Annotated in this window: 19 protein-coding genes; 17 read left to right on the plus strand and 2 right to left on the minus strand. The window is 38.9% G+C overall.

All coding sequences use genetic code 11. The features are described 5' to 3' along the window. Positions 1–47 precede the first annotated feature (47 nt). The 15 genes from I588_RS05225 (at position 48) to I588_RS05295 (ending at position 18548) form a co-directional block, all read left to right on the plus strand. Positions 48–749, plus strand: coding sequence for a class A sortase (locus tag I588_RS05225; RefSeq protein ID WP_010757920.1), 702 nt, complete (start codon positions 48–50; stop codon positions 747–749). A 122-nt stretch (positions 750–871) separates the two neighbouring features. Continuing rightward, entirely contained in the window at positions 872–2584 is a 1713-nt protein-coding gene (locus I588_RS05230; RefSeq protein WP_010757921.1) for a hypothetical protein, read from the plus strand. Between the two features lie 96 nt (positions 2585–2680). Beyond that, the gene (locus I588_RS05235) at positions 2681–2962 is read left to right on the plus strand and encodes a hypothetical protein (RefSeq protein ID WP_010757922.1); all 282 of its coding nucleotides are present in this window, start codon (positions 2681–2683) and stop codon (positions 2960–2962) included. A 124-nt stretch (positions 2963–3086) separates the two neighbouring features. Then, a complete protein-coding gene (locus tag I588_RS05240) occupies positions 3087–3794 on the plus strand; it encodes a winged helix-turn-helix domain-containing protein (RefSeq protein ID WP_010757923.1) in 708 nt (235 codons plus the stop codon). A gap of 43 nt (positions 3795–3837) precedes the next feature. Further along, positions 3838–4605, plus strand: a complete 768-nt coding sequence (locus I588_RS05245) for a winged helix-turn-helix domain-containing protein (protein ID WP_010757924.1) — start codon at positions 3838–3840, stop codon at positions 4603–4605. A 33-nt stretch (positions 4606–4638) separates the two neighbouring features. Continuing rightward, positions 4639–5022 (plus strand): HAD family hydrolase, encoded by a 384-nt coding sequence (locus I588_RS05250; RefSeq protein ID WP_010757925.1) that lies wholly within the window; start codon positions 4639–4641, stop codon positions 5020–5022. Next, positions 5007–6671 carry an aminoglycoside phosphotransferase family protein gene (locus tag I588_RS05255; RefSeq protein ID WP_010757926.1) on the plus strand — a complete coding sequence of 555 codons (1665 nt, stop codon included), beginning with the start codon at positions 5007–5009 and terminating at the stop codon, positions 6669–6671. Before I588_RS05250 ends, I588_RS05255 begins: the two co-directional genes overlap by 16 nt. Continuing rightward, the gene (locus I588_RS05260) at positions 6671–7417 is read left to right on the plus strand and encodes a glycosyltransferase family 2 protein (protein WP_010757927.1); all 747 of its coding nucleotides are present in this window, start codon (positions 6671–6673) and stop codon (positions 7415–7417) included. Before I588_RS05255 ends, I588_RS05260 begins: the two co-directional genes overlap by 1 nt. Beyond that, on the plus strand, positions 7414–9174 hold the full coding sequence (locus I588_RS05265; RefSeq protein ID WP_010757930.1) for a CapA family protein: 1761 nt from the start codon (positions 7414–7416) through the stop codon (positions 9172–9174). The genes I588_RS05260 and I588_RS05265 overlap by 4 nt, the downstream gene beginning before the upstream one ends. A 14-nt stretch (positions 9175–9188) precedes the next feature. Next, complete coding sequence (locus tag I588_RS05270) at positions 9189–11000, plus strand: hypothetical protein (RefSeq protein WP_016250038.1); 1812 nt, start codon at positions 9189–9191, stop codon at positions 10998–11000. Positions 11001–11072: 72 nt separating this feature from the next. Further along, positions 11073–13295, plus strand: a complete 2223-nt coding sequence (locus I588_RS05275) for a Mur ligase family protein (protein WP_010757932.1) — start codon at positions 11073–11075, stop codon at positions 13293–13295. Further along, positions 13279–14787, plus strand: coding sequence for a D-alanyl-D-alanine carboxypeptidase family protein (locus I588_RS05280; RefSeq protein ID WP_010757933.1), 1509 nt, complete (start codon positions 13279–13281; stop codon positions 14785–14787). The genes I588_RS05275 and I588_RS05280 overlap by 17 nt, the downstream gene beginning before the upstream one ends. Before the next feature lie 2 nt (positions 14788–14789). Beyond that, entirely contained in the window at positions 14790–15806 is a 1017-nt protein-coding gene (locus I588_RS05285) for a D-alanine--D-alanine ligase family protein (RefSeq protein WP_016250039.1), read from the plus strand. A 40-nt stretch (positions 15807–15846) separates the two neighbouring features. Beyond that, the gene (locus I588_RS28020) at positions 15847–16908 is read left to right on the plus strand and encodes a CatB-related O-acetyltransferase (protein WP_016250040.1); all 1062 of its coding nucleotides are present in this window, start codon (positions 15847–15849) and stop codon (positions 16906–16908) included. A 326-nt stretch (positions 16909–17234) separates the two neighbouring features. Then, entirely contained in the window at positions 17235–18548 is a 1314-nt protein-coding gene (locus I588_RS05295) for a hypothetical protein (protein ID WP_010757936.1), read from the plus strand. A 65-nt stretch (positions 18549–18613) separates the two neighbouring features. Here the strand turns inward: I588_RS05295 and I588_RS05300 are convergent, their stop codons facing one another. Next, on the minus strand, positions 18614–19498 hold the full coding sequence (locus tag I588_RS05300; protein ID WP_010757937.1) for a helix-turn-helix transcriptional regulator: 885 nt from the start codon (positions 19496–19498) through the stop codon (positions 18614–18616). A 170-nt stretch (positions 19499–19668) separates the two neighbouring features. Here I588_RS05300 and I588_RS05305 point away from each other — a divergent pair, with 170 nt between their 5' ends. Continuing rightward, positions 19669–20271: a short chain dehydrogenase gene (locus tag I588_RS05305; RefSeq protein WP_010757938.1), complete on the plus strand. Its 603-nt coding sequence runs from the start codon at positions 19669–19671 to the stop codon at positions 20269–20271. Between the two features lie 61 nt (positions 20272–20332). On the opposite strand, the gene I588_RS05310 is transcribed toward I588_RS05305, so the two are convergent. Next, entirely contained in the window at positions 20333–20548 is a 216-nt protein-coding gene (locus I588_RS05310; protein WP_010757939.1) for a hypothetical protein, read from the minus strand. Between the two features lie 504 nt (positions 20549–21052). Between I588_RS05310 and I588_RS05320 the strand changes: the two genes are divergently transcribed. Further along, positions 21053–23275: an alpha-galactosidase gene (locus tag I588_RS05320; protein WP_010757940.1), complete on the plus strand. Its 2223-nt coding sequence runs from the start codon at positions 21053–21055 to the stop codon at positions 23273–23275. The last annotated feature ends 17 nt before the right edge of the window (positions 23276–23292 follow it).

Genomic DNA, 23292 nt, shown 5'->3' on the forward strand with positions numbered 1-23292 from the left:
TTGATAAGTTTAGATAGATCGTTCGTTTTTTTTCAGAAAGGGAAAATATGAAGAAAATTTTAGTGAGGTTTTGTTCTTTTGTTTTGATTATAGGGGGTCTTTTTCTTCTATTTAACAAACCGCTAAGAAACTATTTTATAAAGAATACCGGAGAAAACTATGCAATCGCACACCTAAGTAAACAAGAGCTTGAGAATAATAAACGGAGAAAAAGTTCTTTTGATTTTAATAAAGTACAATCACTTAACTCCGAGGCCATCTTGAAATCTCAGATAAATGGGAAGAAAAACAATCTTCCTGTTATAGCTGGAATTGCTATACCGAGTGTGAATATTCGGCTGCCAATTTTTAAAGGCCTTTCTAATGAGTCATTGCTTTATGGAGCAGGCACGCTTGCACCCGATCAAGAGATGGGGATAGGAAATTATGCTTTAGCCAGTCATCGCTCAGATCAACCCAACCTTTTGTTTACACCTTTGGAAAATATAAATATGGGAGACAAAATTTTCTTAACTGACTTAACGAATGTCTATACATATCAAGTAAATTCAAAAGAAAGGATTGAGCCTTCCCGTGTTGAAGTGTTGGAGGAAGTACCCGATAAAGAATTAGTTACATTAATTACTTGTGGAGATTTATATGCTGAGACTAGGTTAGTGGTCCAAGGTGAACTAATCCAGACAACTTCTATAAGGAAAATAACAAAAGAAATGAGTGAGGCGTTTGATTTGCCGATTCAATCTTATTGATAAAGCTTATCTTCATATAACTATAGGAGATTATTAGTACAAAGTTATTCTTTAGGAGATAGTAGAAAAATTAATTAGTTCATTTCAAGACTGAAAACTTGGAATGATTAGGAGGAGGACTCATGACACGCACACGTTCTAGTGTAATGAGAGAAGTAAAACTAGCCTTAAAAAGATTGATTAAAGAAGAAAATACAGGGGTTCAATTTTTTATCACTACCTGTGTTGAAGACAAGCGTGGAAAGGTTTGGCATACAACTGGATCAACATTTGAAAGAGCTTGGGTAAAGGTTGAACGTTATCTAAAAAAATATCCAATTTTACCTAAGTGGGTAAAAATCGAGCTGATTGATTCGGTTAAAAAAGTAAGTGCTGAAGAGGGAAAACAAGCTTTTCTCAAAATTCAGCGAAACAACTATTTCCGTTTTGGAGTGAAATTCAAAAAAGATAATCTATATACCTTCTTGCCAGAAGAAATTGTTGGGAATGCTTTATTGGTTCCGCATCCAGACCATAGCATTGTAAGAAAAGACGCGCGTTTGCGTCTCAATGAAGGAAATTTAAGAGGATATATAAAACGCCGCGATAAAAGAGGTGTAGCAAATCCTTTGGCCGTATTCGATAAAGAATGGGAATTTTTCACTAAAAAAGGAATTTTTATTGAAGAGGGGAAGATTTATCCATTAGAAATAGAGTCATACGGTCAAGGAATGCGTGTCATAAATGAAGAAAATCAATGGGAAATGTTGGATCAAGGAATTATTAGAGGTGCGAACTATTTAGTGGATCAAATTGAAGATAATGGAAAATTTATCTACGGATACTTTCCTGCTTATGGAAAACTAATTAATAGTTACAACAGTGTCCGTCATTACTCAAGTTTATACGCATTGTTAGAAGCATATGAGTATTTAAATGCGAAGGAGCTAGTTGATGAAGACTTCCTGCACAAAATTGAACAAGGTATTAACTGGGGATTAGAGAATCTTACTCAGAAAGTTAATGAGAACTATTATGTAATTGAAAAGCTAAAGGACGGGATTGAACTAAAGCTTGGAGCACAGGCTATGGTTATTTTGGCTTTGACTAAATACCAAATGGTTACTGGGAACCCATGTTTTTTACCAGAGATTAAAAGATTTTTAAATGGCATGGAGGATTTTATTGCTGCAGATGGTTCTACTACCCATGTTTTAAACAGCGATTTAACTGAAAGAGAGACTTTTAGGATTATCTATTACGATGGGGAAGCACTATTTGCAATTATGCGTGCATACCCTTTGGTAAAAGAAAAGAAATGGTTGAACCTAGCTGAGTTATTGATGAACAGCTTTATTGAGAAGGGGTATGAGCGGCATCATGATCATTGGCTAAGCTACTCAGTAAATGAATTAACCAGCTATGTACCAAAAAGAAAGTACTTTGAATTTGGAGTTCGAAATGCTTTGGACAACTTAAGCTTTATTGAGAATAGAGATACCGCCTATCCAACGATGCTGGAGTTATTAGTAGCTGCTGTCAAAATGTTCTCTCGGATACAGGAACTGGATTTGGGTACATCACTCTTCACACTTAAGGAATTTACTCAGCTGAAAAAGGTAATGGAAAAAAGAGCCATTCATGAATTAAAGACTGGGACAATGTGGCCTGAATTTGCGATGTTCTTTGCTTATCCTGAAACGATTGAAGGTGGGTTTTATGCGCGACATGACCGCTGTCGAATGAGAATTGATGATGCCGAACATTTTTTATCAGGGTTTATTAATTATCGAAACTATGACTTAGCTTTAGAGCAAAAAAACAGAGAGATAATTTTTCAATCTGCAAGCAACTAATTGTAATTCACAAGTAAATCATTATGTGGCTCGAGAACGATTATCCATTTTTTTATGACTCAGCGAATACTGTTTAAAAAAGAGAGGGATATAACTATGGCAGATTTCTTTCAGCTTATTATCCAAATTATTAAGAATCTGGGGATCAGAAGGTTCATTTTTATCTTATTCATTTCAGCAACGATTATTCAATTCCTAAGACAAAGGCTTGAGCATCGGAAGCACGAAGATGAAACGACAAATATCGATGACATTTATGAAATGGATGAGAATGGTCTTTATCCATGGGAAGTAGATACGGACGACTCGCCTGAACGGATTCCTAAAGATGCCACAAGATATGTGAATAGGAAAAGTCCAAAACGTGGCGGATGGTAAGAAATACCTCAAATTTTACAAAAACTAATTGAAATAGATCATTTTATTTTTGGATAGAGCTGCATTATTCAAGGCAGCTGATGAATAAAAAATGAATCTTCTTGAATGAGAGGAAGTATACATTATGCAGCCAATCTTGATATTAACCAAGAACTTGCTGGTGGAAAAGCAAATACAAGAACAATTGCAGCAATTGAATTACGAAGTGTGGTGTTCCTTTCAACTGTTGAAGCAAGTAAAAAAAGACCCGCAGGTGATTGACCAATTTCAAGTGATTATTTTCAGCGAAACGGTGACCAACAAGGAGATTACGGATATTTTATCTCAACTTACATCAAAAAAAGCCATCCTTTTTCGCAAATTCAGTGTGGCTCCCACCTTGGAGGAACAGGAACAATTACGAGAAATAGGTGTAACAGAATGGCTGACAGAGGATATCTCTATTGATGTGTTGCGAGAATGTTTAGCTGAAAAGTTGGACCAGCTGCAACAGGAAGAAGAACTAAATGTGCACTCATTACGTGAGACTACACTGTTGACGAATCAGATTTTCGAGAATTTCTTAAATACGTTAACCAAAAAAGAGAAGCAGGTGTTTCTTTATTTGCAGGAAGCACATGCAGACATTGTTTCCCGCGAAGCACTGTGCGAATACCTTTGGCATGAACCCTTAAGTCATTCCCGGATGTCGCAGTTGTCAGTCTTGGTGAAAAATATCAAACAGAAGTTGAAGGATGTGGGATTTAGCGATGATTTGTTGCGGACGATTTGGGGAAAGGGCTATTGTTTGATGCCGGAATTCTTTACCCTAATTTGGACGCAGGAGGAGTAGAGAAAGCACCAAAATTTTAATAGAAACAGAGGAGTGTGAATACGTGAATAAGATCCTGATACTCACAAAAAACATATTGGCTGAACAACAGCTGCAAAAACAGCTTCAGCTATTGAACTATGAAGTGTTCTGTTCTACCGATATTTTTAAGAATAGTCAAATGATTTCTATTCTACAATACTTTCCAGTAGTGATGCTGAGTGAAACAATTAGTAATTTGGAGGTGGCTAAGTTTCTTTCTTTGATAGACAAGGGAAGCAACTTAGTGATTCGCTTGACTGCTGAGGATTCAACAGAAGAAAACAAAACAGAATGGCAAGAGAAGGGAATGACTGGTTGGTTATCCAAGCACCTTTCTTCAGACGCTATACGAGAAAATTTGATGTTGCTGCAAAGTGCTTATTATGAAAAACGATTGGAACAAGAACCCAAGGAATGTCCACCGATTCAAAAAATGGAAAATCGCTCCTTGCAAACCACGACTGGGCGCATCTTTTTTTCTAAAAAAGAGGAGCGATTGTTTAAATTGCTGCTGGAGGCACAGGGAAGCATGCTGTCACGTAAAGAAATTTGCGACATTCTATGGTCGGAAGGCGAAACGGATTCCAACCGCAGTCAGCTTTCTTGTATTGCTACAAAGATTAAAACCAAATTTAAAAGCATTGGCTATCAGGGTGAGACGATCATTACAAAATGGGGACAAGGCTACGCATTGGCACCTACTTTCTATTCTTATCTGACCACTGGACAGATCGAAGAGGAATTTCCGGACTATCTGCGAGAAAACGCGTTAGTGTCTTCACAGATTTAACGAAAAAGAAACTATGTAGAATCGAGGCAGCTGATGAAAGCCATTGTAATGGATATCGATAATACCTTTTGCGAGAAAAAGGGAAACAAGGAATATGCTGATCTGGAACCAATCCAAGAAGTAGTAGATCAGATGAAAGCTTATAAAGCAAAAGGCTACAAGATCATTTTATATACAGCCCGGCAAATGCGAACGTATCAAGGAAATGTGGGCTTGATTACTGCCAACATGGTGCCGGTGTTGACCGAATGGTTGGAGAAGTGGGCAATTCCTTATGACGAATTACATGTAGGGAAACCGTGGTGTGGTCAAGGCTTCTATGTTGATGATCGAGCCATTCGTCCCAGTGAATTCTTGGAATGGACGGAAGAAGAAATTTTACAACGAATCGAGGATGACCGATGGAAGCAGTCATGATTTTAAATACGAAAAAGATTTCAGCCGATATGCAAAAACGGTTTGGTGCGATTTATCCTCTCATGTTGCCTTTCGAGGAGGGCACGATTGAAGAGAGTTTGTTAGAGAAATATCGTGAAAAAGACTATGTATTTATTCTGTCGGATGAAAGTCAGGCAGACGTTGGAGAACCCTTTAAGCAACGTTCGGAATCGGTGTATGAGCTGTACCTGACTAGTAAAGAAAGCCGGACGTTGTTACAGGTGGTTCGGAATGGATTGAAACGGATTCTGTCGTTAGTGAATGAGGATTTTCATTTAACAATTAATTTTGGAGATACGTACGTACAAGAGACTGTTGTTTCCGCTGAAGACTACCTTGTGATTGGTGAACGAGACAATGCGGTGCCTTGGACCAGTGTGGTTCGAGAAGAGAATCGCTTGCGGTTTAGCAATAAAAATGAACAGTCGCAAAACAAACCCAGCAGCCAGCTAGTAGCTGGAGTGTTTGGCTTCCAAAGTGGCAGGGAGTTTCTGCTTTCTTGTATGTCGGTCTTGCTGGAAGAGTATGAACAGGGAAAAAATGGTCGGGACGATAGCCGGTCTTTTTATGAAGCTATCAAAGATTATGATGAAAACTATCATTCGGTGGAATTGATTTCGACTGATGCTTGGTTGGACTTGGGTCATGAAAAGGAATACTTGGAAACCAAGAAGCTGGTACAAGCTAGGTTCTTTAATTCGATTACGATTGATGATCAACGGGGGATTTTGACTAAGAAAAGTGACGATACCAAAAAGCTGATTCATGAAATCGAATGGTATATCAAAATGCCGGAAGAGCTGCAGTTTTTCACGCCAAGGATTTATAACTACTCATTAGATAAAGAGCAGCCTTGTGTGGAGATGGAATATTATCCGTATGAGACTCTGCATAACTTGTATATCTACGGCAACTTGGAAATCAACGATTGGGAAAAAATCATGGACAAGCTGATGTTTGTGCGACAAGAGATGAAGCAGCACTCCGCGAATAAACAACTGGACCCACAGGATTTGAAAGATATTTACTACCAGAAAACTGTGGATCGGGTAGAGCGATTGATGGAAGATCCGGCGTTTGAAGTGTTTTATGAGAATGCACCAAGCATCAACGGAGTAACTTATCAGCCAGTGAAGGAAATCATGGGACAGTTACTTAACTTATTAGAGGACAATCAGCTGATTAGTGAAAAGCCAGCATCGATTATTCATGGGGATTTCTGTCTAAGCAATATTTTATTTGAAGTAAGTAATCAATTAGTGAAGTTGATTGATCCACGCGGGAAGTTTGGTTCCTTTGATATTTATGGGGATGAATTTTACGATATCGCGAAGATCATGCACAGCTTTGAAGGTGCTTATGATCATATTATTACGGATCAATTTACATTGGAACAGGAAACCGCAACAGTCTATTCGTATACGATTCATAAGACAGAGCTGCAGAATGAGATTACAGAATTGGTGAACGAGAGTATTGCCAAACGGTACCCGATTGAGCAGGTTCGATTAATCGAAGGGCTGTTGTTCTTGTCGATGATTCCGCTGCATGCGGATTATCCGGAACGGCAGAAGATTATGTTTGGGCAGGCGATGAAGTTGTTGACGCCTTATTTGGGAGGCAGCTAATGAAAGTCATTATTACCATGGCTGGTCGAGGCAGCCGTTTTACCAAACAAGGCTATACACAGCCCAAACATGAAATCATGGCTGGGGATCGCAGCTTGTTCTCGTGGGCAATAGGCTCATTAAAACAGTTTTTTGACGAAACCTTTCTTTTTATCGTCAGAAAAGGCAGCTATTCTCCGACGTATTTAATAGAAGAAATTGTGCGATTAGGAATTAAAACCTACGACATTATCGAGTTAGACGAAGTGACCAATGGACAAGCCGACACGGTTATGCAGGCAGCGGAACTTATAAATAAGGATGAAGATATTCTAATTTACAACATCGATACTACAATTCAGCCTGAGTATCTTTCCAAAGAAGCCATTCGCCAAGCGGATGGCAGTGTCCCCTTGTTTAAAGCAGAAGGGACTCATTGGTCCTTTGCCAAACTTGATAGAACCCAGAAGCGGATTACAGAGATGGCAGAAAAACGACCGATTTCTTCTTGGGGCTCGGTAGGCTTATATTATTTCCGCCAATGGCAGGATTTCTCTGAAGCCTTTGAAGTAATGTCCGATCAATTATTAGCCGAGTATGGCGAGATTTATATTGCCCCTTTGTATAACTATTTGATTGAACGAGGAAAAACGATTCATCCGGTATTTTTACTGGAGAATAGTTACGCGGCATTGGGAACGCCAGCGGAGTTAGAAACATTTATTCATCATCAACTAGAAAATTTTCAAACAGGAGAGAACGTATGAACTATTCAATAGACACCTTAAACAATATTCAACTAGAAGGGCATGCCCAACCCTTTGGCGATGAAGGAGTAGGCAATTTACTGATTTTATTAGTGATTTTTCAGCAGCTTGAGAAGGGCAATTTGTTGGTGGATGATGCGGTGGTCGTATCAGAAGCGATTGCCGGGGAAAAAAAGAATCTTAACTGTCTGGGCTTTGAGCAAGGAGAAGAGTGGCTGTTATCAGATTTGATTCAACTTCAAGTACTGACGGGTGCACCAGATTGCGCCTTATTATTAGCCAAATTGTTCCGAGAACAAGTGAAGAAAAGTGCACAAAAAGCGATGGATGCATTTGTTCTTGAAAATAAGCTGACAGAGAATTGCTGCAAAAATGTCTCTGGCAGAAGAAAAAAGAGTGCACCTCAAAGCTACACCATCAATGATATTAAACGGATTGGTCAAGCATTTTCTACCCTTCCTTCTGAGTACCACCATTACTTCACGGTAACGGAAAAGTCCTTTAAAGGAGAATTGTTAAAAGGAGCCTCTACCTTTTTCCAAGAAAAAAGAGCTGATTTTGGCTTGTTCTGGAATAAGAAAAATGGCTTTTTGATTGATGGAAATCAACTGTTGATAGTGCTAGATGCAGAAAATGAATTTGAACTAAATGAACAGTTTTATTGCTTATTAAATGACCAAGAAGAAACAAAGCATAAAGCAAATCAGGGGAAGGTATTTTCTAAGTCCAATGTCTCCGTCGCTATTGTTGGCGATACGTATATGGGTGAATGGTATGCAGCTCATCGAAAACGATTGGGACGCTGGGATCCAATCATAGATGAAGGGTATGACTATTCTTTTCGAGAAGTTGAATCGATGATAAACAATGCCGATTTTACGATCGCAAACCTAGAAGCAGTCTTAGTAAATGATCCTTCAGATTCTCCGTTAAAAAGAATAAAGAAATTTGTATTGGGAGGAGATAAAGAAGAGACAACAGCTGTATTGAAAAGACAGGGCATTGATTTAGTCACCTTAGCTACGAACCACATTGGCGATTTTGGGCAAGCGGGTGTTCAACAAACGGTTCAATCCTTGAAGGAAAAAAAGATCGCCTATATTGGCTCGGGTGAAACGGTTGAAGAAGCGAGTCAACCTTTCCGCTTGAAAACAAGGTCGCAGGAAGTCTTTATCTTTAATGCCTATTGGTACAAACGGTATCAATATCGCAGTACGAATACTTATGCTATTGGTGAAAATTTGGGTGCAGCGTGCATCTCTACTCACTTTTGCGAGAAAATCAAAGCCTTCAAAGCTGAGCATCCAAATGCCAAAATCGTTGTTATTACCCATTGGGGAGTTGATTTCCGACCAATTCTTAACTATCAGAGAGCTAATGCGAAGCGTTTGGCTGATGCAGGAGCTGATTTGATTCTCGGACATGGTCCCCATGCCCTTCAGGCTGTGGGAAAGATTGATGAAACAGATATCTTTTATAGCCTTGGGAATTTTGTGTTTAACAGTGATGGTGAATACAAGGCACATCCGAAAGCTCTGCCTTATGGAGGCATTGTAACCTTGAACTTCAAAGGGAAATCCTTATATGCCGCCATGAAATTCATTGAAACCAATAATTTAAAAACTCAGTGGATTCCTAAAGAAGTCACCAGTGAGGCGTTCCAAGAAATCGTTCAGGCATTTGAGAAAGAGAAATTCCAAGAAAATGGCTGGGAAGTCAATGAATCAGAAAAAGAAATCACAAAGAAACTTTGGTAGGAAGGATTAAGCGGATGGAAACTTGGGCAGTAGTATGTGGTGCAGTTCGCGAAGAATTAGATCTTCGTTTAGCGATGAATAAGCTATTGGAATTACGGGAATCAGGAATCCTTGCAGGGATTATTATTAGTACTTGGGAGCAGGAATTTGATCGTTTTCCAGAATTACGAGCGCAATTAGAGCAAAATGAGGTAATAATCATTGAACAGCGACCATTAGAATCGCGAGTAACGATTGGTAGAACCAATTCGATTAATTATATGCGGCAGGCGCTGCAGTTTCAAGCAGCGTTAGATATTCTTCCTGAGGATTGCTTTGTTCTTAAAGCGAGAACGGATCGGTCGTTGCATCAAATTCTTCAGATTGAGCCACATTTATTTGAAGAGCCGCAAAAGGTTGGCTTCTCAGCGGGAATGGTGCAGCGATCCATGCCTCATATTTTTGAGTACAAGGTAACGGTTTTTAACGCCAGAATCCAACGAATCTTCAACTTTAGTGATTTTGTCTTTTGGGGGTATATAGGTGATGTTCGAAAGTTTATCAATTTCAATATTGCGGAAATGACCTTTAACCGTGATTTAGTTGCGAATACTCAATGGTTTCTTTATCCCTTTTCTGAGAATTTTCCGGTTATTCGAGATTATTTCAGAATGATTAACTTTCGACCGTTGATTATGGGAATGAAGGAATATTTTGAAGGGGAAGACTACGAAGAAACCTTTCCAGCGTTCTTCTATCGGGTATATGGTAGTTATCTGTTGATTCTTTCCTATTATTTTGAACTAGTGGATATGCGAAGAGATTTAGAATCGACTACCTATAAGTTCAAAGATGGGTTAGAGAATACGACCTACCATTTTTTGGAGTTGTTTAAAGGAGCAAAAGAAAAAGGTCTCGTACATTCCTCTTTAGGCTGTGTTTTACTGAACAATAAAGTGATCGAACAGGTGTTGAATCCGGTGGCTTGTACTGGAAATAGTTCGGATGAAATCTTTCATCAATTTGTACAACAAGAGACGCTGTTTCAAACGATTCAGGAAAATGAATATGAAGAATTAGCTGACTTTGAAAAGAAAAAGGGTTGGGGAATCCAACGTCATTGGTTAAGAAGAAACAATTGGCACGGTAAGCTAGAACAACAAATGCCGGACTACGACGAGAATGTATTGACGTATGTGTTCAATGGCTTAACCAAAAAGGAAAGCCAGCAACTGTTGGAAGAATTGAAAATGGTCGATCGAACAGATTTCTATTTGTATAGCTATTGGCTGAGTGTTGAAAAGCTCGGCTGGGAAGCGGTGGAACAAATGGTGATACCACTTGCCCGAACGCAAAATCAAGAAGCGGTTTTAATGGTTTGTCGTGTACTGCGTGGGAACAAGATAAAGGATGCCAAAGTGATCGAGAGTCTTAGGCACCTGATTCGAGTAACCTATGGTGTAAGAAAACAGCGTGGCACGCTTAATATTAAAACCTGTCAGTTGATGATTGATTTACTCATGTATGAGCAACCACCAGAGGATAAACCTGGCTTTTACAGGAATACGGAGCTTTCTTTCATTTTGACTAACTATCTTGAAAAAGAGGAAGCTGAACGTATAAGAAAAGAAGCATTTACTAAAGCAGAGTTGGTGGCTTTTTTATATGAACTTTCCGATAGTTATCGAGAGAAAGGGCGCGGAACTCGAGCCTTAAGGTTATTGGAGTTAGCTACTGAATTGGACTTTGACAAAGAAGCGATGGAAAAAATGCTGCAGAGATATGTTAGTCGAAAGGCTGATAAAAACGCACTGCTAACCAGAAAGACACTAACATTGTTTTCGTAAATCTGAACCACATAGGACTAAAACGAGAGGGGCGTACGATTCTTTCATTTTTGAAATAATCGGATAAAATGCATGAAACAAATGGAAAAACTGTTATTTCAGCCAGCTAGGCTAACCTTTACCCAAGAGAAAATAACTAGCAGAAGACCCAGTGGGACGAGGCTTTCACCTTGGGGAACGATTCATTTATTAACTTATTTAGTTCTCTTGATTGATATAGAATCTGGTAAGCTTTCGCCTAATCAAGAAATTCGTTTTCCTGCGGAGGCTGAAAAAGAATATGGCGCGCTGCGTTCTACTCAAGGACGGATAGGTGAAGTACGTTTATTGCGAGATGTACTGAATCAAGCAGTGTCATTAAATGCACCAGACTGTATTGTGGCATTGTTTGAGGTTTACGGTGGAGAAAAGGGTCTGCTGCGCAGAGTCCATGAATATTGGAATGTTTCTGATTATTCTAGAAAAGTCTCTACAGGAAGAAAAAAGCTCCCACAAAGAAGTAATTTGTATGATTATTATAAGATTGGTGAGTATTTTCTCGCATTGCAAGAAGAGACGCTGTCCCTTCTTGCAAATAAAAACCATATTATCCACGGCAAGCTTCATAAGGCGCAATCGCATTTTGATGGTAAGGCAGAGGTTATTGCCAGTATTTTTTGGGGAACAGATCAAAGTGATTGTCTCGTTTTTTACAAAAAGGAAGATCAACTAACCTGTTCTTTAGTGATTAATGGAAAAAATCTTATGCATACCTCTGAATTAGCAATGAATCCTAGTACTGATTTTGTGGAGCCTGAGATAAGACTGAAAGATACACATACGTTTAAAGAATGCTTGGAAACTAATTTTAAAGGGTATTTTTTGAATGAGAAAATAGCAGAAAATATCATTGTTGATCATACTGTTTGTGATCAAAGCTCTGTTGTCCGGGAAAAATGGGAAAATGTGGCATATATTGCATTTTCAGCTGAAAGTTTTAGAGCGATGATTCCGAAGAGCAAACGTGACTTTCATGGCAATGAGTTGATTTCTAAATATAAGATCGAAGAAAACATCTCGGTGATTATTACGGACAAACCGATTCCGCAATTGAGGGATAAAATCCCACAATTCATCGTACCTAATAGTTTCACCTTCGCTTATGAGTATGCTTGTTACCAGATTGAAAATTACGATGGTAAATTTTGTGCAATAACAGGCAGTGCGGGTAAATCTTCTACACGTTTGATGCTTAATCATTTATTAAGTGATTCGGGTAAATCCTTTGGTAATTTCGGCAATGCTAATCTCCATTACTCAACGTTTAGTTTAACGTTAGAAGTCAATAATCAATATGATCATATCTTGCTTGAAGCTGCTGTAGGGTCTATGAATCGTTGGGGATATGGAAATAATGCTTATTTATGGAAAGCAGATGTTGTTATAGTAACATCGTTTGGAAGTGCCCATGCACTCAGCACAATTGAGGGAAATTTAAGGGTTAAGAAGCATCTGTTTCATGGTGTAAAAGAGAATGGGTATGTCGTTATTAATAAAGATATGGAAGAGAGATATCTGGAGAAGTTCATTAAAAAGGCAGAATCATTAAGTTTGAATATCTTGTTTAGTAGTTTAACGGACACAAAAGCGGACTGCTATTTATTAGAAAAATGTGTGCTGAAGGAAAAAACGAAGATACGAGTGAATTTTCGTGGAAAAGAGCTCAGTTTTTGTCTAACCACTGACAGTGACGGTCAAATTCAAAATGCGATGAGTTCTTTGCTGGCAATTGATGTGATGGGTTATCAAATAGAAGAACACCTTCATTTACTTGAAAGTTACCAAAGCTTTGAACGGATATTGCGCCCTCTACAATTAACGCTTAACGCGAACCAGGTAACGGTGGTCGATGATACGCATAATAGTTCTGTTGAATCGATGATCAATGGGATTGAATATTTTTCTGAAAAAAAGAAATTTTATCAAGGGAAGAGAGTGTTGGTACTAGGAGAAATTGCGGACTTAGGGAAGGACACTATTATGCACCATAAACGTTTAATTCCCCATATCAATGAAGCAAAACCAGACCATATTATTATGTACGGAAAACCCTTTAAAGAACTAGTACTAGATGTCAAAAATGTAACTTTATGCGACACCAAAGAAGAGGCTGCACAAAAGGTTATCGAAGAAAGTACGGAGGATTCTTTCATCTACGTTAAGGGATCACATGGAATTGGCTTCCATGAAGTCATTGATTTTTTAAAGAAACAAGCTGAGAGTAATCAGGAGGCAAAAAATGATAAACAAGGATAATTCTTCAGAACAACTAGTTGATCAGGAATATGCATATTCAGAAAATTTAATACCAAATTTATTAAAAAATTCCTGGTGGACCGCAGGAACTTTTGACTGGAAAGTAAATTCAGGAATTGTTGAGGTAGAAGAAGATGATTCTGGCTTTTTGAATTTGAAGATGGATAGTCCCATTTCTTCTCAAGTAAATCAGCGAGTGGTATTAAAATCCAATCATTGTTATTTTGTAATGTTTGATGTTGAAGTTACTCGATATGTAAAGGGGCTTTTTGGGATTCACTTCAATGGTAGATTTAAGTCAGGAAGTCCATCTATGGGGTTAAGGCGGCTATCAAAAGGATATGAAACAATTTTTGGTGTACTGAAGACGACGGATAATTGGCACCCTCAGCTAGTTTTTACTGGCAGTATTCATCGAGCAGATGGAGCTGGAAGTATTCGCCGATTATCCCTATATGACTTAACAGAATTGTATGGTGAAGGGAATGAACCCGAAGCAAATAAGTTTTATCAATTATTGCCCAAAAGGCAGGATGAGAAAGGCTTGCATTTATCAATACGTGAGTCATTTTCAGCATTAGATTATAAAATAAATCAGAGCAGATTTCAAAATAAGATAACAGATGAAGCAGCCTCCGCTATTTTCTTAGAAGAGATGAGAAAGAAAACACAACTCTTAGGGATGAAAAATACCGTTTTAAAGAATATCAATGGTTTTAAAGAGGATGGACATCTTTCTACTTCAAGAGATTTATTACTATTAGGTCTACACGCGACAGGCTATAAAAAAATACTATCTATTTGGGGAAAAAAAGAGCATAAAGCCTTCATTAAAGGAAAAAATGCAAGGGAAATTGAAGTTGAAGCTACAGTTCAGGATGAAGAGCTAGAAAAACATTATACAATTTTGGGTGGGAAATCCGGTGGGATACTGTATGAAACATTAAATTCTGTTGCATTATTGGTAGATAGTCAGGGAGAACTTTATTTGGCCTCTGTTATGGGGGCCTCAGGTAAGAGTGGTAAGACAGATCGTTATGAAGCAATGAAATTATTAGTTGATACGGCTAAAATAAAAAAAGATGATCCCTCCTATCAACCTAACGGGCCTTTTAAAGCCTTGTCAGGTAGTGTCATTGTTATGCCCAAAGGAGACCCACATTTCTATACGTATTCACCGCCAAAGTCAATTTATAGTGTTGATGAAACAGAAAAAATTCCACCTGCTTCAGTTACAAAATTGATTAATGCTTTAGTCGTACTAGATAACATTCATAATTTACATGAAACATTTGAGATTAAGCAGTTTGATATCATGGGTGGAAGTGGCCCTAAATTATATGAGGGTGATGTAATTAGCTTTTGGGATGCGTTTCACTTTTTATTTTTACCAAGTGCAAATACTATTGCAAAAGCATTTTCTAGAGTAGTTGGTCATAAGATTGTCCAAGCAAGAGGGGATACTGCATATCAGGAAATAGGAGAGAAGTAACTATGAAGGTTGTTGTTTTAGCGGGTGGAAAGAGCAATGAACGTGAGGTTTCAATGACTTCAGGAAGTAAAATTGCCAATGCATTAATTTCAAGAGGCCATCAAGTCCTACTGATGGATTTATTGGAAGGTCTCCCAGACTGTGCGGATTTTGATTCAGCTTATGAGAAATATCAGACGGATCACTATGACTATCAGGTTTCTAAGAAAGTTCCCAATTTTGAAGATTGTCCAAATAAAGAAATCGGGGATCATGTCTTAGAAATCTGCGGAGGTGCTGATATTACGTTCTTCGCTCTACATGGTGGTATTGGCGAAAACGGGAAGCTTCAGGCAATTTTTGATATCTATGGAATCAAGTATACTGGATCAGACTATCAAAGCAGTCTGTTGGCAATGGATAAACTAATTGCAAAAGAATTAATGCGATTCCATGAGATTCCGACGGCAGATTGGTCGGTGGTGTATGATGCAGAAAAGACTGATTCTATTCAGCTTCCAGCTGTAGTGAAACCTATTGATAGTGGTTCTAGCATTGGAGTTTCAATCGTTGAAGATGAACAAGCATTAAAAACAGCGATTGAAGAAGCACTCAAGTATTCGAATAATTCCAAGATTTTAATTGAAGAGAAAATTGTTGGACGAGAATTTTCAGTGGGTGTGTTAGGGGAACAAGTCCTGCCAGCTATTGAATTAATTCCTAAATCCGGGTTTTATGATTATCAAAACAAATATCAAAAAGGGCTGACAGAAGAAATTGTACCTGCAAAGATAGAGGATTATTTAGCAGAACAAATGGGACAATTGGCTTTGAAGACCCATAAAATGTTGGGCTTATCTGTATGTTCCAGAACGGACTTCATTATTGATGGGCATAACAATTTGTTTGTAATTGAAGTCAATTCATTGCCAGGTATGACGCCAAACAGCTTGCTTCCACAAGAAGCGGAAGCAGTGGGTATCGGGTTTGAAGAATTATGCGAGACGATTGTTCAGGAGTCGCTGAAAAAATATGAGTAGGTAGACCTTGCCCACAATATGGATAAGTGAGGAATGTGTAATGCTAAAAGAGTATTTTCATCGCATCAATAACGGATATTTTAAGATGACCAGCAATGATCAATTGATTTCCAGTCAATTTCAGTTCCATTCATCTGGAATGATTTCCGGTTACAATAGTAATTTCAACGAGCATCATTGGGGGATAGAAGGGGACAAGCTCATCATATCTGATAGGAAGAATAACCCCTCCACAATTATCACTAATGTAGTAGTTGAAAACGGAAAGCTGGTAATGACTGGTAACTTTTACAATACTAAGGTTGTACAGAAGTTTGTAGAGCAACCGAATCTTATTCCCAGAAAATTCCTGAAAACCCTAGTAGTTACGGAAAAGCTACTTGATTATTTCGCAGAATCTAGGGTTACTTTTGAACGATGGACAACAGGAAGACGATTCAAACCAGGGGATCGAATACTTGTGCCAAGTACACTCAATTTGGAGCCATATACTAGTTTTGATGTAGGAAATAAGCTTTGTGATATGGGAAGTTATACGTATTCGACGTCGAATCTGCCAACTTACAGTAAAATAGGCCGCTATTGCAGCATCGCTCCGAATGTTAATATGATGGGCTTTCAACATCCGACTGATCGTTTTACTACTTCGCATATTGTTTACGAAAGACATTATCCAGCGAAAAACGGTTATAAAGATTTAGGTGAACAAGCGAAGTTCAGACCTGCTCCAACAAAGCAAGGTCCGCCTTCACTCGTTATTGGACATGATGTTTGGATCGGTGCAGACGTAACGATAAAGCAGGGAGTCAAGATAGGAAATGGGGCAGTGATTGCTTCGCATGCTGTTGTAACCAAAGATGTCCCTGACTATGCAATAGTTGGTGGGGTACCAGCTAAGGTTATAAGATATCGATTTGACGAAATAACTATTCAACGATTACAAAAAAGTCAGTGGTGGGATTACAATGTTTTGGCTTTACCACTCTCAGGGAATGCAACACCTGCAGAATTTTTAGCTGCTTTTGAAGCGTACAAAGGATTGTTGCATAAGTTGGGTGAGAAAACTATTACTTTGGATGACTTACTAAATAATTTGATGTGATTGATAATATTTACTGGAGAAGAATCCATCCATATCATGCTGCTAGTAATTACTGTGTTTTCAAAGTGACCAATTTTATCGCTGGTGTAAATTTGATTTTTATGTAAGTTCTGAAAAGTAACCCATTATACAGTCTAAAATTTCGAAAATGATTCATGACCGTCAAATACCTATTAAGTTAGTTATCTGACGGTCATAAATACTAGTGAAGGCCAACTAACCTTGTGAAGTGCAACAATGTCCTTTTTTTGGTACAAAAGAGAACGTGAGTTCGTATATAATAGATGTAATAGATGATCATCTAAAAAAATAAAGGAGAGTTTACAATGAAAAGAAGGATGAAATGGTTATGTTTGTTGGTACTTGGTTTTGTTTTCTTGATTGCCGGAAGCAGTAAAGCAGAAGCAGCGGATAAACCGCTGACAGTGAATCGATTTTTAACGATGGTTTACACGGAGGATAAAGCAGAAGCAATACCTATTAGAAATGCTACAGTTCGAATACTTTATTATGACGCACAGGGAAAAAGACAGGTTTTGCGAAACGATTTAACTTCGGATGATAACGGAGAAGTCAAAAATGTAACAGTAAATGTGCCAGAAGAAATTACTCGGATTTATTTTGAGTATGTGCTAAGTCGACCGGAAGTTGGCAATATTGTGAACTCTAAGGGGATTACTTACCGCCCGATAACGAGCTGGCCTATTCCAGAAAATCGTACAATTGATGTCACTTCTACTCGTTATTTCATTAACGCTCAGGTTGAAGATGTCAAGGAGTATAATTATCAATCAATCAAAATTTGGAATTGCTACTATGACATGGTGATGGAGACTCGGGATAGTGTACAAAATGCGTTAGATGCATTTCCACAGTTACAATCAGGATTTACGTATACCTTTAAGCCAATCACAGTTTTGTATGAGAATAGGTATAAAAGGACTAATAATCCTACTTTTGTTAGTAGCAGTTCGTACAACATTGGAGAGATAAAGCTGGGTCAGTCATATATTAATATTCCACATATGGATGCAATGAATACCTACACAAGAGCACAGCAAGATGAATTTTACAATGTTAATCTATCTCATGAGTGGGGGCACTGGGCTATGCACCTAGCGACCGGAAGACTAGCGGCGGGAACCTATAGCAGTCACACTGGTTTCAATGTGAATGAAACAATGAGCTATAAAGAGGGATGGTCCGTTTTTCAAGCAAATCGATACACTTATGGATACAATTGGAACTGGCTTCTTGATAACTCTATTCAGCGGGCGCTTGGAAAATATGAGTTCTGCTACGGCAGATCAACCAACTGGACAGTAAATAGTGCATTTCGAGATATGTACGATATTGCTTCACCAAGAGAACCAGAAGATCAATATGATATTGCACAAGCTTGGATGCCTGATGTTGTTAATGCTGACCCAGAGTATCGCCAACGGTTATCAACCGGATTGTTGTTTATTATTATGGCAAACAGTAAAGCCAAGACGTTTGCGGAATATATTGCTTATATGGACGCAAATGATTTCATCAAGGATGGAGAAGCCTTCAATCAAATTATGCAACTCAATGGCTTCGACACTAAAGGTCGCTTCACTTTAGATGGCGAAGGAAATCCGATTGTTTATGAGTAAAAGCTGTATCTAATATGCAAATATAAAAGAAAGTCGTGGCCAATAGCATCCACGACTTTCTTCTACTAAGCCCAGCTTTTTTCATTGCGATTATGTTGAACAATTCTCATTAAGCCTAATCCCAGCCCACCAATAGTAATTAGACTCAGCAAAATAACTACACTTACGAAAACTATAGCTATCCAAGGTGTTTGCATGAAAGTAATTATGGGTTGAATCAGCAAGTCATTTACCATGGAAGAGATGTTTAATTGCTGAACCTGCTGCAAAGCAGCCAGTATGTCTTTATCGTGAAGGTTGTTTCCCAAAGATAGTGCATAGGTACCAGCTCCTTGATTGCCAATAGCGATCCGGCCGATTGCTAAGTTTCCAATGCTTAAGTAGCCTATTCCAAGATTTGCAAAGGCTAAGAGTCCTAGAGCAAAATTTCCAAAGGTAATCATTCCCACCGACAGACTGCCGAAGCTGATTAATCCACCTGAAACAGCGCCAAAGGACAGTACACCTAATGAAAGCAACCCGATTGAAAAAATCCCTCGACTAAAAATTCCTAATGAAAAAATACCCGTAGACAGAAAGCCGCAGCTGATAATACCTTTTGCACGTGGTAGCTTCTTCAAGATCGGAAAGTAGCTGTACTTAAAACCGTATGTCCGAATGAGCTCCAGAAAGTTAGGAATTACGATATGCAGAACCGGCAGCATTCCAATCATCAGTGTACTCTTGTATTCAAAATAATAAACCGGCTCTCGTTCGTTTAATAGATCGTCCACGGTGGTTTCCAATAGCTGAGCAATTTTCTTTAGCGTTTCTATATCTGGCTGTCCGTTTCCTCGTTCCCATTTCGAGACGGTTTTGTCTGAAACGTAGAGAATGCTTGCTAATTGTTTTTGAGTAAGTTCATGTTGTTCGCGATATCGCTTCAGTTTTTTTGCTAAAAAATTTTCCATTTGTTGTCTCTCCTACCAAGATAGTATATTCATGACTTCTTGTTCTAAGAATAGCAAAAAAGCTGCAGCAATGGAGAAAAAAAGCCAAAAAAGTCATTCTACTCTAAGTAGAATGTTGGTTTTATAGGCTTTTCGTGGTATTCTGAAAAAAAAGGTAAGGACGTGTTTTGATGAGAATTCTAGTTGTCGGTGGAAATGGCACGATTGGAAAAGCAGTCGTGGCGAAATTAGAAGCAGAAAATTATGAAGTTTTGACAGCAGGAAGAACGAGCGGAGATGTTCAAGTGGACATTACTTTGCCAGAAAGTATTGAGCAGATGTTTAAAAAGGTTGGGAATGTCGATGCGATTATTTCTACTGCAGGGGCAGCCAAAAAAGTTCTGGTTGAAGAGATGACACCAGAGGACAATATGGTGGCGGTTCAAAGCAAGCTGCTGGGACAGATTAATTTGGCGTTAATTGGACAAAAGTACTTGCGCAATAATGGAAGTATCACGTTGACTACCGGAGTGATGAAGGATGATCCGATTGCGGCAGGTGCTTCTTCTGCGATGGCAAATGGCGGAGTGGCTGCTTTTGTTAAAGCCGCAGCAATTGATTACACGAGAGGCATTCGGATTAACTGCGTAAGTCCAAATGTTTTAGAAGAATCCTATGATCGCTTGAAAGAGTCTTTTAAAGGTTTTGTTCCAGTTCCGGCAGATCGCGTAGCGACAGCGTTTTTAAAGAGCGTGGCGGGGAAACAGACTGGCCAAGAGTATAAAGTCTATTAAAAGTCTTTTTAAATAGTAAGAAGCCGTTCCTGTTTTGTTGAGGAACGGCTGTTTTCGTCGGCTAAGTTTTATGAAAAGGAGAATCTTTTGAAGTAACCTCTTCTTCTTTAAATCGTTCTAATTCGCTTTCGATGAATTGATCCAATGGTTCTTTCTGATTGCTGGCCTGGTCCATTTGAAGAATTTCGTCAATGGATTCTTGCTCTAAAAACTTTCCTAACCCTTTGGCTAAATCCTTAGCCTGCCTCAGCATAAAATCTTTTTCAAATTCAGCCATCTCATCACCTCAAAAATTGATAGTACTTCTTACTAATAAACAAAAGACCGAAAAGGGAGGCCAGCATGAAATTCATACAAATGAAGAGTTTCCAATTTTGAATGGAACCAAAAAGTAGAAAGTTGTTTAGGGCACAATTGACTAACAAAACAATAGCAGCCGTTTGATAAGCTAAAAGATCGGAACGTTCGTCATCCCCCATTTTAAACAGCAGGAAAAAAATACTCAGCACAAGAATAACCGAAAGTACACAGGCGAAAATCAATAAATTATTGGAGAAACTTTCTCCTCTGCTGATAATTAGGTGATCAATGGTCTTTATGGTTCACTGCTCCTTCCTCAACATATTCAAAAATCTCAGTAACATCAACATTGAAAAACTTGGCTATACGAAAGGCTAAAGAACAAATAACCTAACACTTTGACTGTTTTAACTGACCAATCGAACTCCTTAACTTCTGAGAAAGGGGTTACAATGATATCAAATTTGAGGGGGAACATATTATGCCAATTTCAGTTCATCAAGAGGGAAAAATGTTTCATTTATTTAATGATGAGATAAGCTACATCATTCAAGTATTGTCAGATGGGACATTAGGAAATTTGTATTATGGAAAACAGATTACAGACCGAGAATCCTTTGATCATCTAATTGAGGCGGAGTATCGTCCGAATACAGCGTATGTAAACAAGGGGGATGTTAGCTTTTCAAGAGAGCATTTGCGGCAGGAATATCCCGTGTACGGATCTACAGATTTTCGTCACCCAGCCATTACTGTTCTGCAAGAAAATGGCAGTCGAATTTCGTCATTTGTGGTGAAAGGCTATACTGTTTTTAATGGAAAAAAAGAGCTGGAGCAGTTGCCAGCAACTTACGTTGAACAGAAGGATGAAGCAGCAACATTAGAGATTCAACTGTTGGATGAGCTGCTAAACTTGGAGCTTACACTAAGCTATACTATTTTTGAGCAGCTGCCGGTTGTGGCTCGATCGGCTAAGTTAATTAATCGGGGAGAGCAAAAGCTTCATCTGGAACAACTAATGAGTATGAGCTTGGATTTGCCGGATAGCAATTATGAGCTGCTTCAGCTTTCAGGTGCTTGGGGAAGAGAACGTCATTTGGAGTTTAGAAAGCTGGTCCCAGGAATTCAAAGTATCGAGAGCACTCGGGGGTCCTCCAGTCACTACCAAAATCCTTTTATTGCATTAAAGCGACCTGATTGTACTGAGCAAATGGGAGAGTCAATTGGCTTCAGTTTAGTCTATTCAGGGAATTTTCTGGCTCAGGTAGAAGTGGATACTTACAATGTTGCCCGAGTTTCATTGGGAATTAATCCTTTCAATTTTGATTGGGTGCTGGAACCAGGAGAAAGCTTTCAATCGCCAGAAGTGGTGATGACCTATAGCAGCAAAGGTTTGAATGGAATGAGCCAAAGCTATCATTGGCTGTATCGCAAACGGTTGGCTCGTGGTCAATGGCGAGATCAGGAGCGGCCAATTCTGATTAATAATTGGGAAGCAACTGGCATGGATTTTACTGAGGAGAAACTGATTGATTTTGCTAAGACGGCTTTCGAGGATGGTGTAGAATTGTTCGTATTGGATGATGGTTGGTTTGGTGGTCGTCGACATGAGCGTGCTGGTTTGGGGGATTGGTTTGCTAATAAGGAGCTTTTGCCTAATGGGATAAGTGGCTTGGCAGAACAAATTAATCAAATTGGTTTGTCCTTCGGTCTGTGGTTTGAGCCTGAGATGGTCAATGAGGACAGTGATCTTTATCGGCAACATCCTGACTGGATTATTAAAGTACCTGATCGCACAGTTTCTCATGGCCGCCATCAGTATGTTTTGGATTTTAGTCGGGAAGAAGTAGTTGAATCAATTTATCAAATGGTTGCTAAGGTATTAGGAGAAGCAAAGATCAGCTATGTTAAATGGGATATGAATCGGTGCATTACGGAAGCTTACTCAGAAAAATTACCAGCTGAACGTCAAGGAGAGTTATTCCATCGTTATATACTGGGAGTGTATGCATTGTATGAACGCTTGACTTCAAATTTTCCACATATTCTGTTTGAATTTTGTGCTTCAGGAGGCGGTCGTTTTGATCCAGGAATGCTGTACTATTCTCCTCAAGGCTGGACGAGTGATGATACAGATGCGGTTGAGCGATTGAAGATTCAATACGGTACGTCTTTGGTTTATCCGTTGAGTTCGATGGGTGCACACGTATCAGCAGTACCAAATGAGCAATCTTTCCGGGAAGTATCGATGGAAACACGAGGGAATGTAGCGGCTTTTGGCTCCTTTGGCTACGAATTGGATTTAAACCAGCTATCGGAAGCGGATCGGGAAATTATCAGGCAGCAAATCTGTTTTATCAAGGATTATCGCAAAATCATTCATCAAGGGAATTTTTATCGATTGGTTAGTCCCTTCGAGGGAAATTATTGTGCGTGGATGGTGGTGTCAGCAGATAAGAAAACGAGTATTTTGGGGTATTATAAGATGCTAAATGAAGTCAATGGCCCCTTCTCACGTTTGCAGTTGAAGGGCTTAGCCCCAACAGCTGAGTATACCAATGTTCAAACAGGACAGACTTATTTTGGTGATGAGTTAATGAATGTTGGTTTGGTGACTAGCGATACGTCGTGTGGGCAAATTATTGATGGACGAAAGAATTCTCATGATTTTGATTCTAGAATAGTTGTGCTGCAGTCAAAATAGCAGGAGGACTAACGAAA

Source organism: Enterococcus pallens ATCC BAA-351, assembly GCF_000407485.1.
Classification (GTDB): domain Bacteria; phylum Bacillota; class Bacilli; order Lactobacillales; family Enterococcaceae; genus Enterococcus_A; species Enterococcus_A pallens.

Coding starts and splice junctions, on each gene's coding strand:
- I588_RS05225 (WP_010757920.1), top strand. CDS start 48: ATGAAGAAAATTTTAGTGAGGTTTTGTTCTTTTGTTTTGATTATAGGG.
- I588_RS05230 (WP_010757921.1), top strand. CDS start 872: ATGACACGCACACGTTCTAGTGTAATGAGAGAAGTAAAACTAGCCTTA.
- I588_RS05235 (WP_010757922.1), top strand. CDS start 2,681: ATGGCAGATTTCTTTCAGCTTATTATCCAAATTATTAAGAATCTGGGG.
- I588_RS05240 (WP_010757923.1), top strand. CDS start 3,087: ATGCAGCCAATCTTGATATTAACCAAGAACTTGCTGGTGGAAAAGCAA.
- I588_RS05250 (WP_010757925.1), top strand. CDS start 4,639: ATGAAAGCCATTGTAATGGATATCGATAATACCTTTTGCGAGAAAAAG.
- I588_RS05255 (WP_010757926.1), top strand. CDS start 5,007: ATGGAAGCAGTCATGATTTTAAATACGAAAAAGATTTCAGCCGATATG.
- I588_RS05260 (WP_010757927.1), top strand. CDS start 6,671: ATGAAAGTCATTATTACCATGGCTGGTCGAGGCAGCCGTTTTACCAAA.
- I588_RS05265 (WP_010757930.1), top strand. CDS start 7,414: ATGAACTATTCAATAGACACCTTAAACAATATTCAACTAGAAGGGCAT.
- I588_RS05270 (WP_016250038.1), top strand. CDS start 9,189: ATGGAAACTTGGGCAGTAGTATGTGGTGCAGTTCGCGAAGAATTAGAT.
- I588_RS05275 (WP_010757932.1), top strand. CDS start 11,073: ATGAAACAAATGGAAAAACTGTTATTTCAGCCAGCTAGGCTAACCTTT.
- I588_RS05280 (WP_010757933.1), top strand. CDS start 13,279: ATGATAAACAAGGATAATTCTTCAGAACAACTAGTTGATCAGGAATAT.
- I588_RS05285 (WP_016250039.1), top strand. CDS start 14,790: ATGAAGGTTGTTGTTTTAGCGGGTGGAAAGAGCAATGAACGTGAGGTT.
- I588_RS28020 (WP_016250040.1), top strand. CDS start 15,847: ATGCTAAAAGAGTATTTTCATCGCATCAATAACGGATATTTTAAGATG.
- I588_RS05295 (WP_010757936.1), top strand. CDS start 17,235: ATGAAAAGAAGGATGAAATGGTTATGTTTGTTGGTACTTGGTTTTGTT.
- I588_RS05300 (WP_010757937.1), bottom strand. CDS start 19,498: ATGGAAAATTTTTTAGCAAAAAAACTGAAGCGATATCGCGAACAACAT.
- I588_RS05305 (WP_010757938.1), top strand. CDS start 19,669: ATGAGAATTCTAGTTGTCGGTGGAAATGGCACGATTGGAAAAGCAGTC.
- I588_RS05310 (WP_010757939.1), bottom strand. CDS start 20,548: ATGGCTGAATTTGAAAAAGATTTTATGCTGAGGCAGGCTAAGGATTTA.
- I588_RS05320 (WP_010757940.1), top strand. CDS start 21,053: ATGCCAATTTCAGTTCATCAAGAGGGAAAAATGTTTCATTTATTTAAT.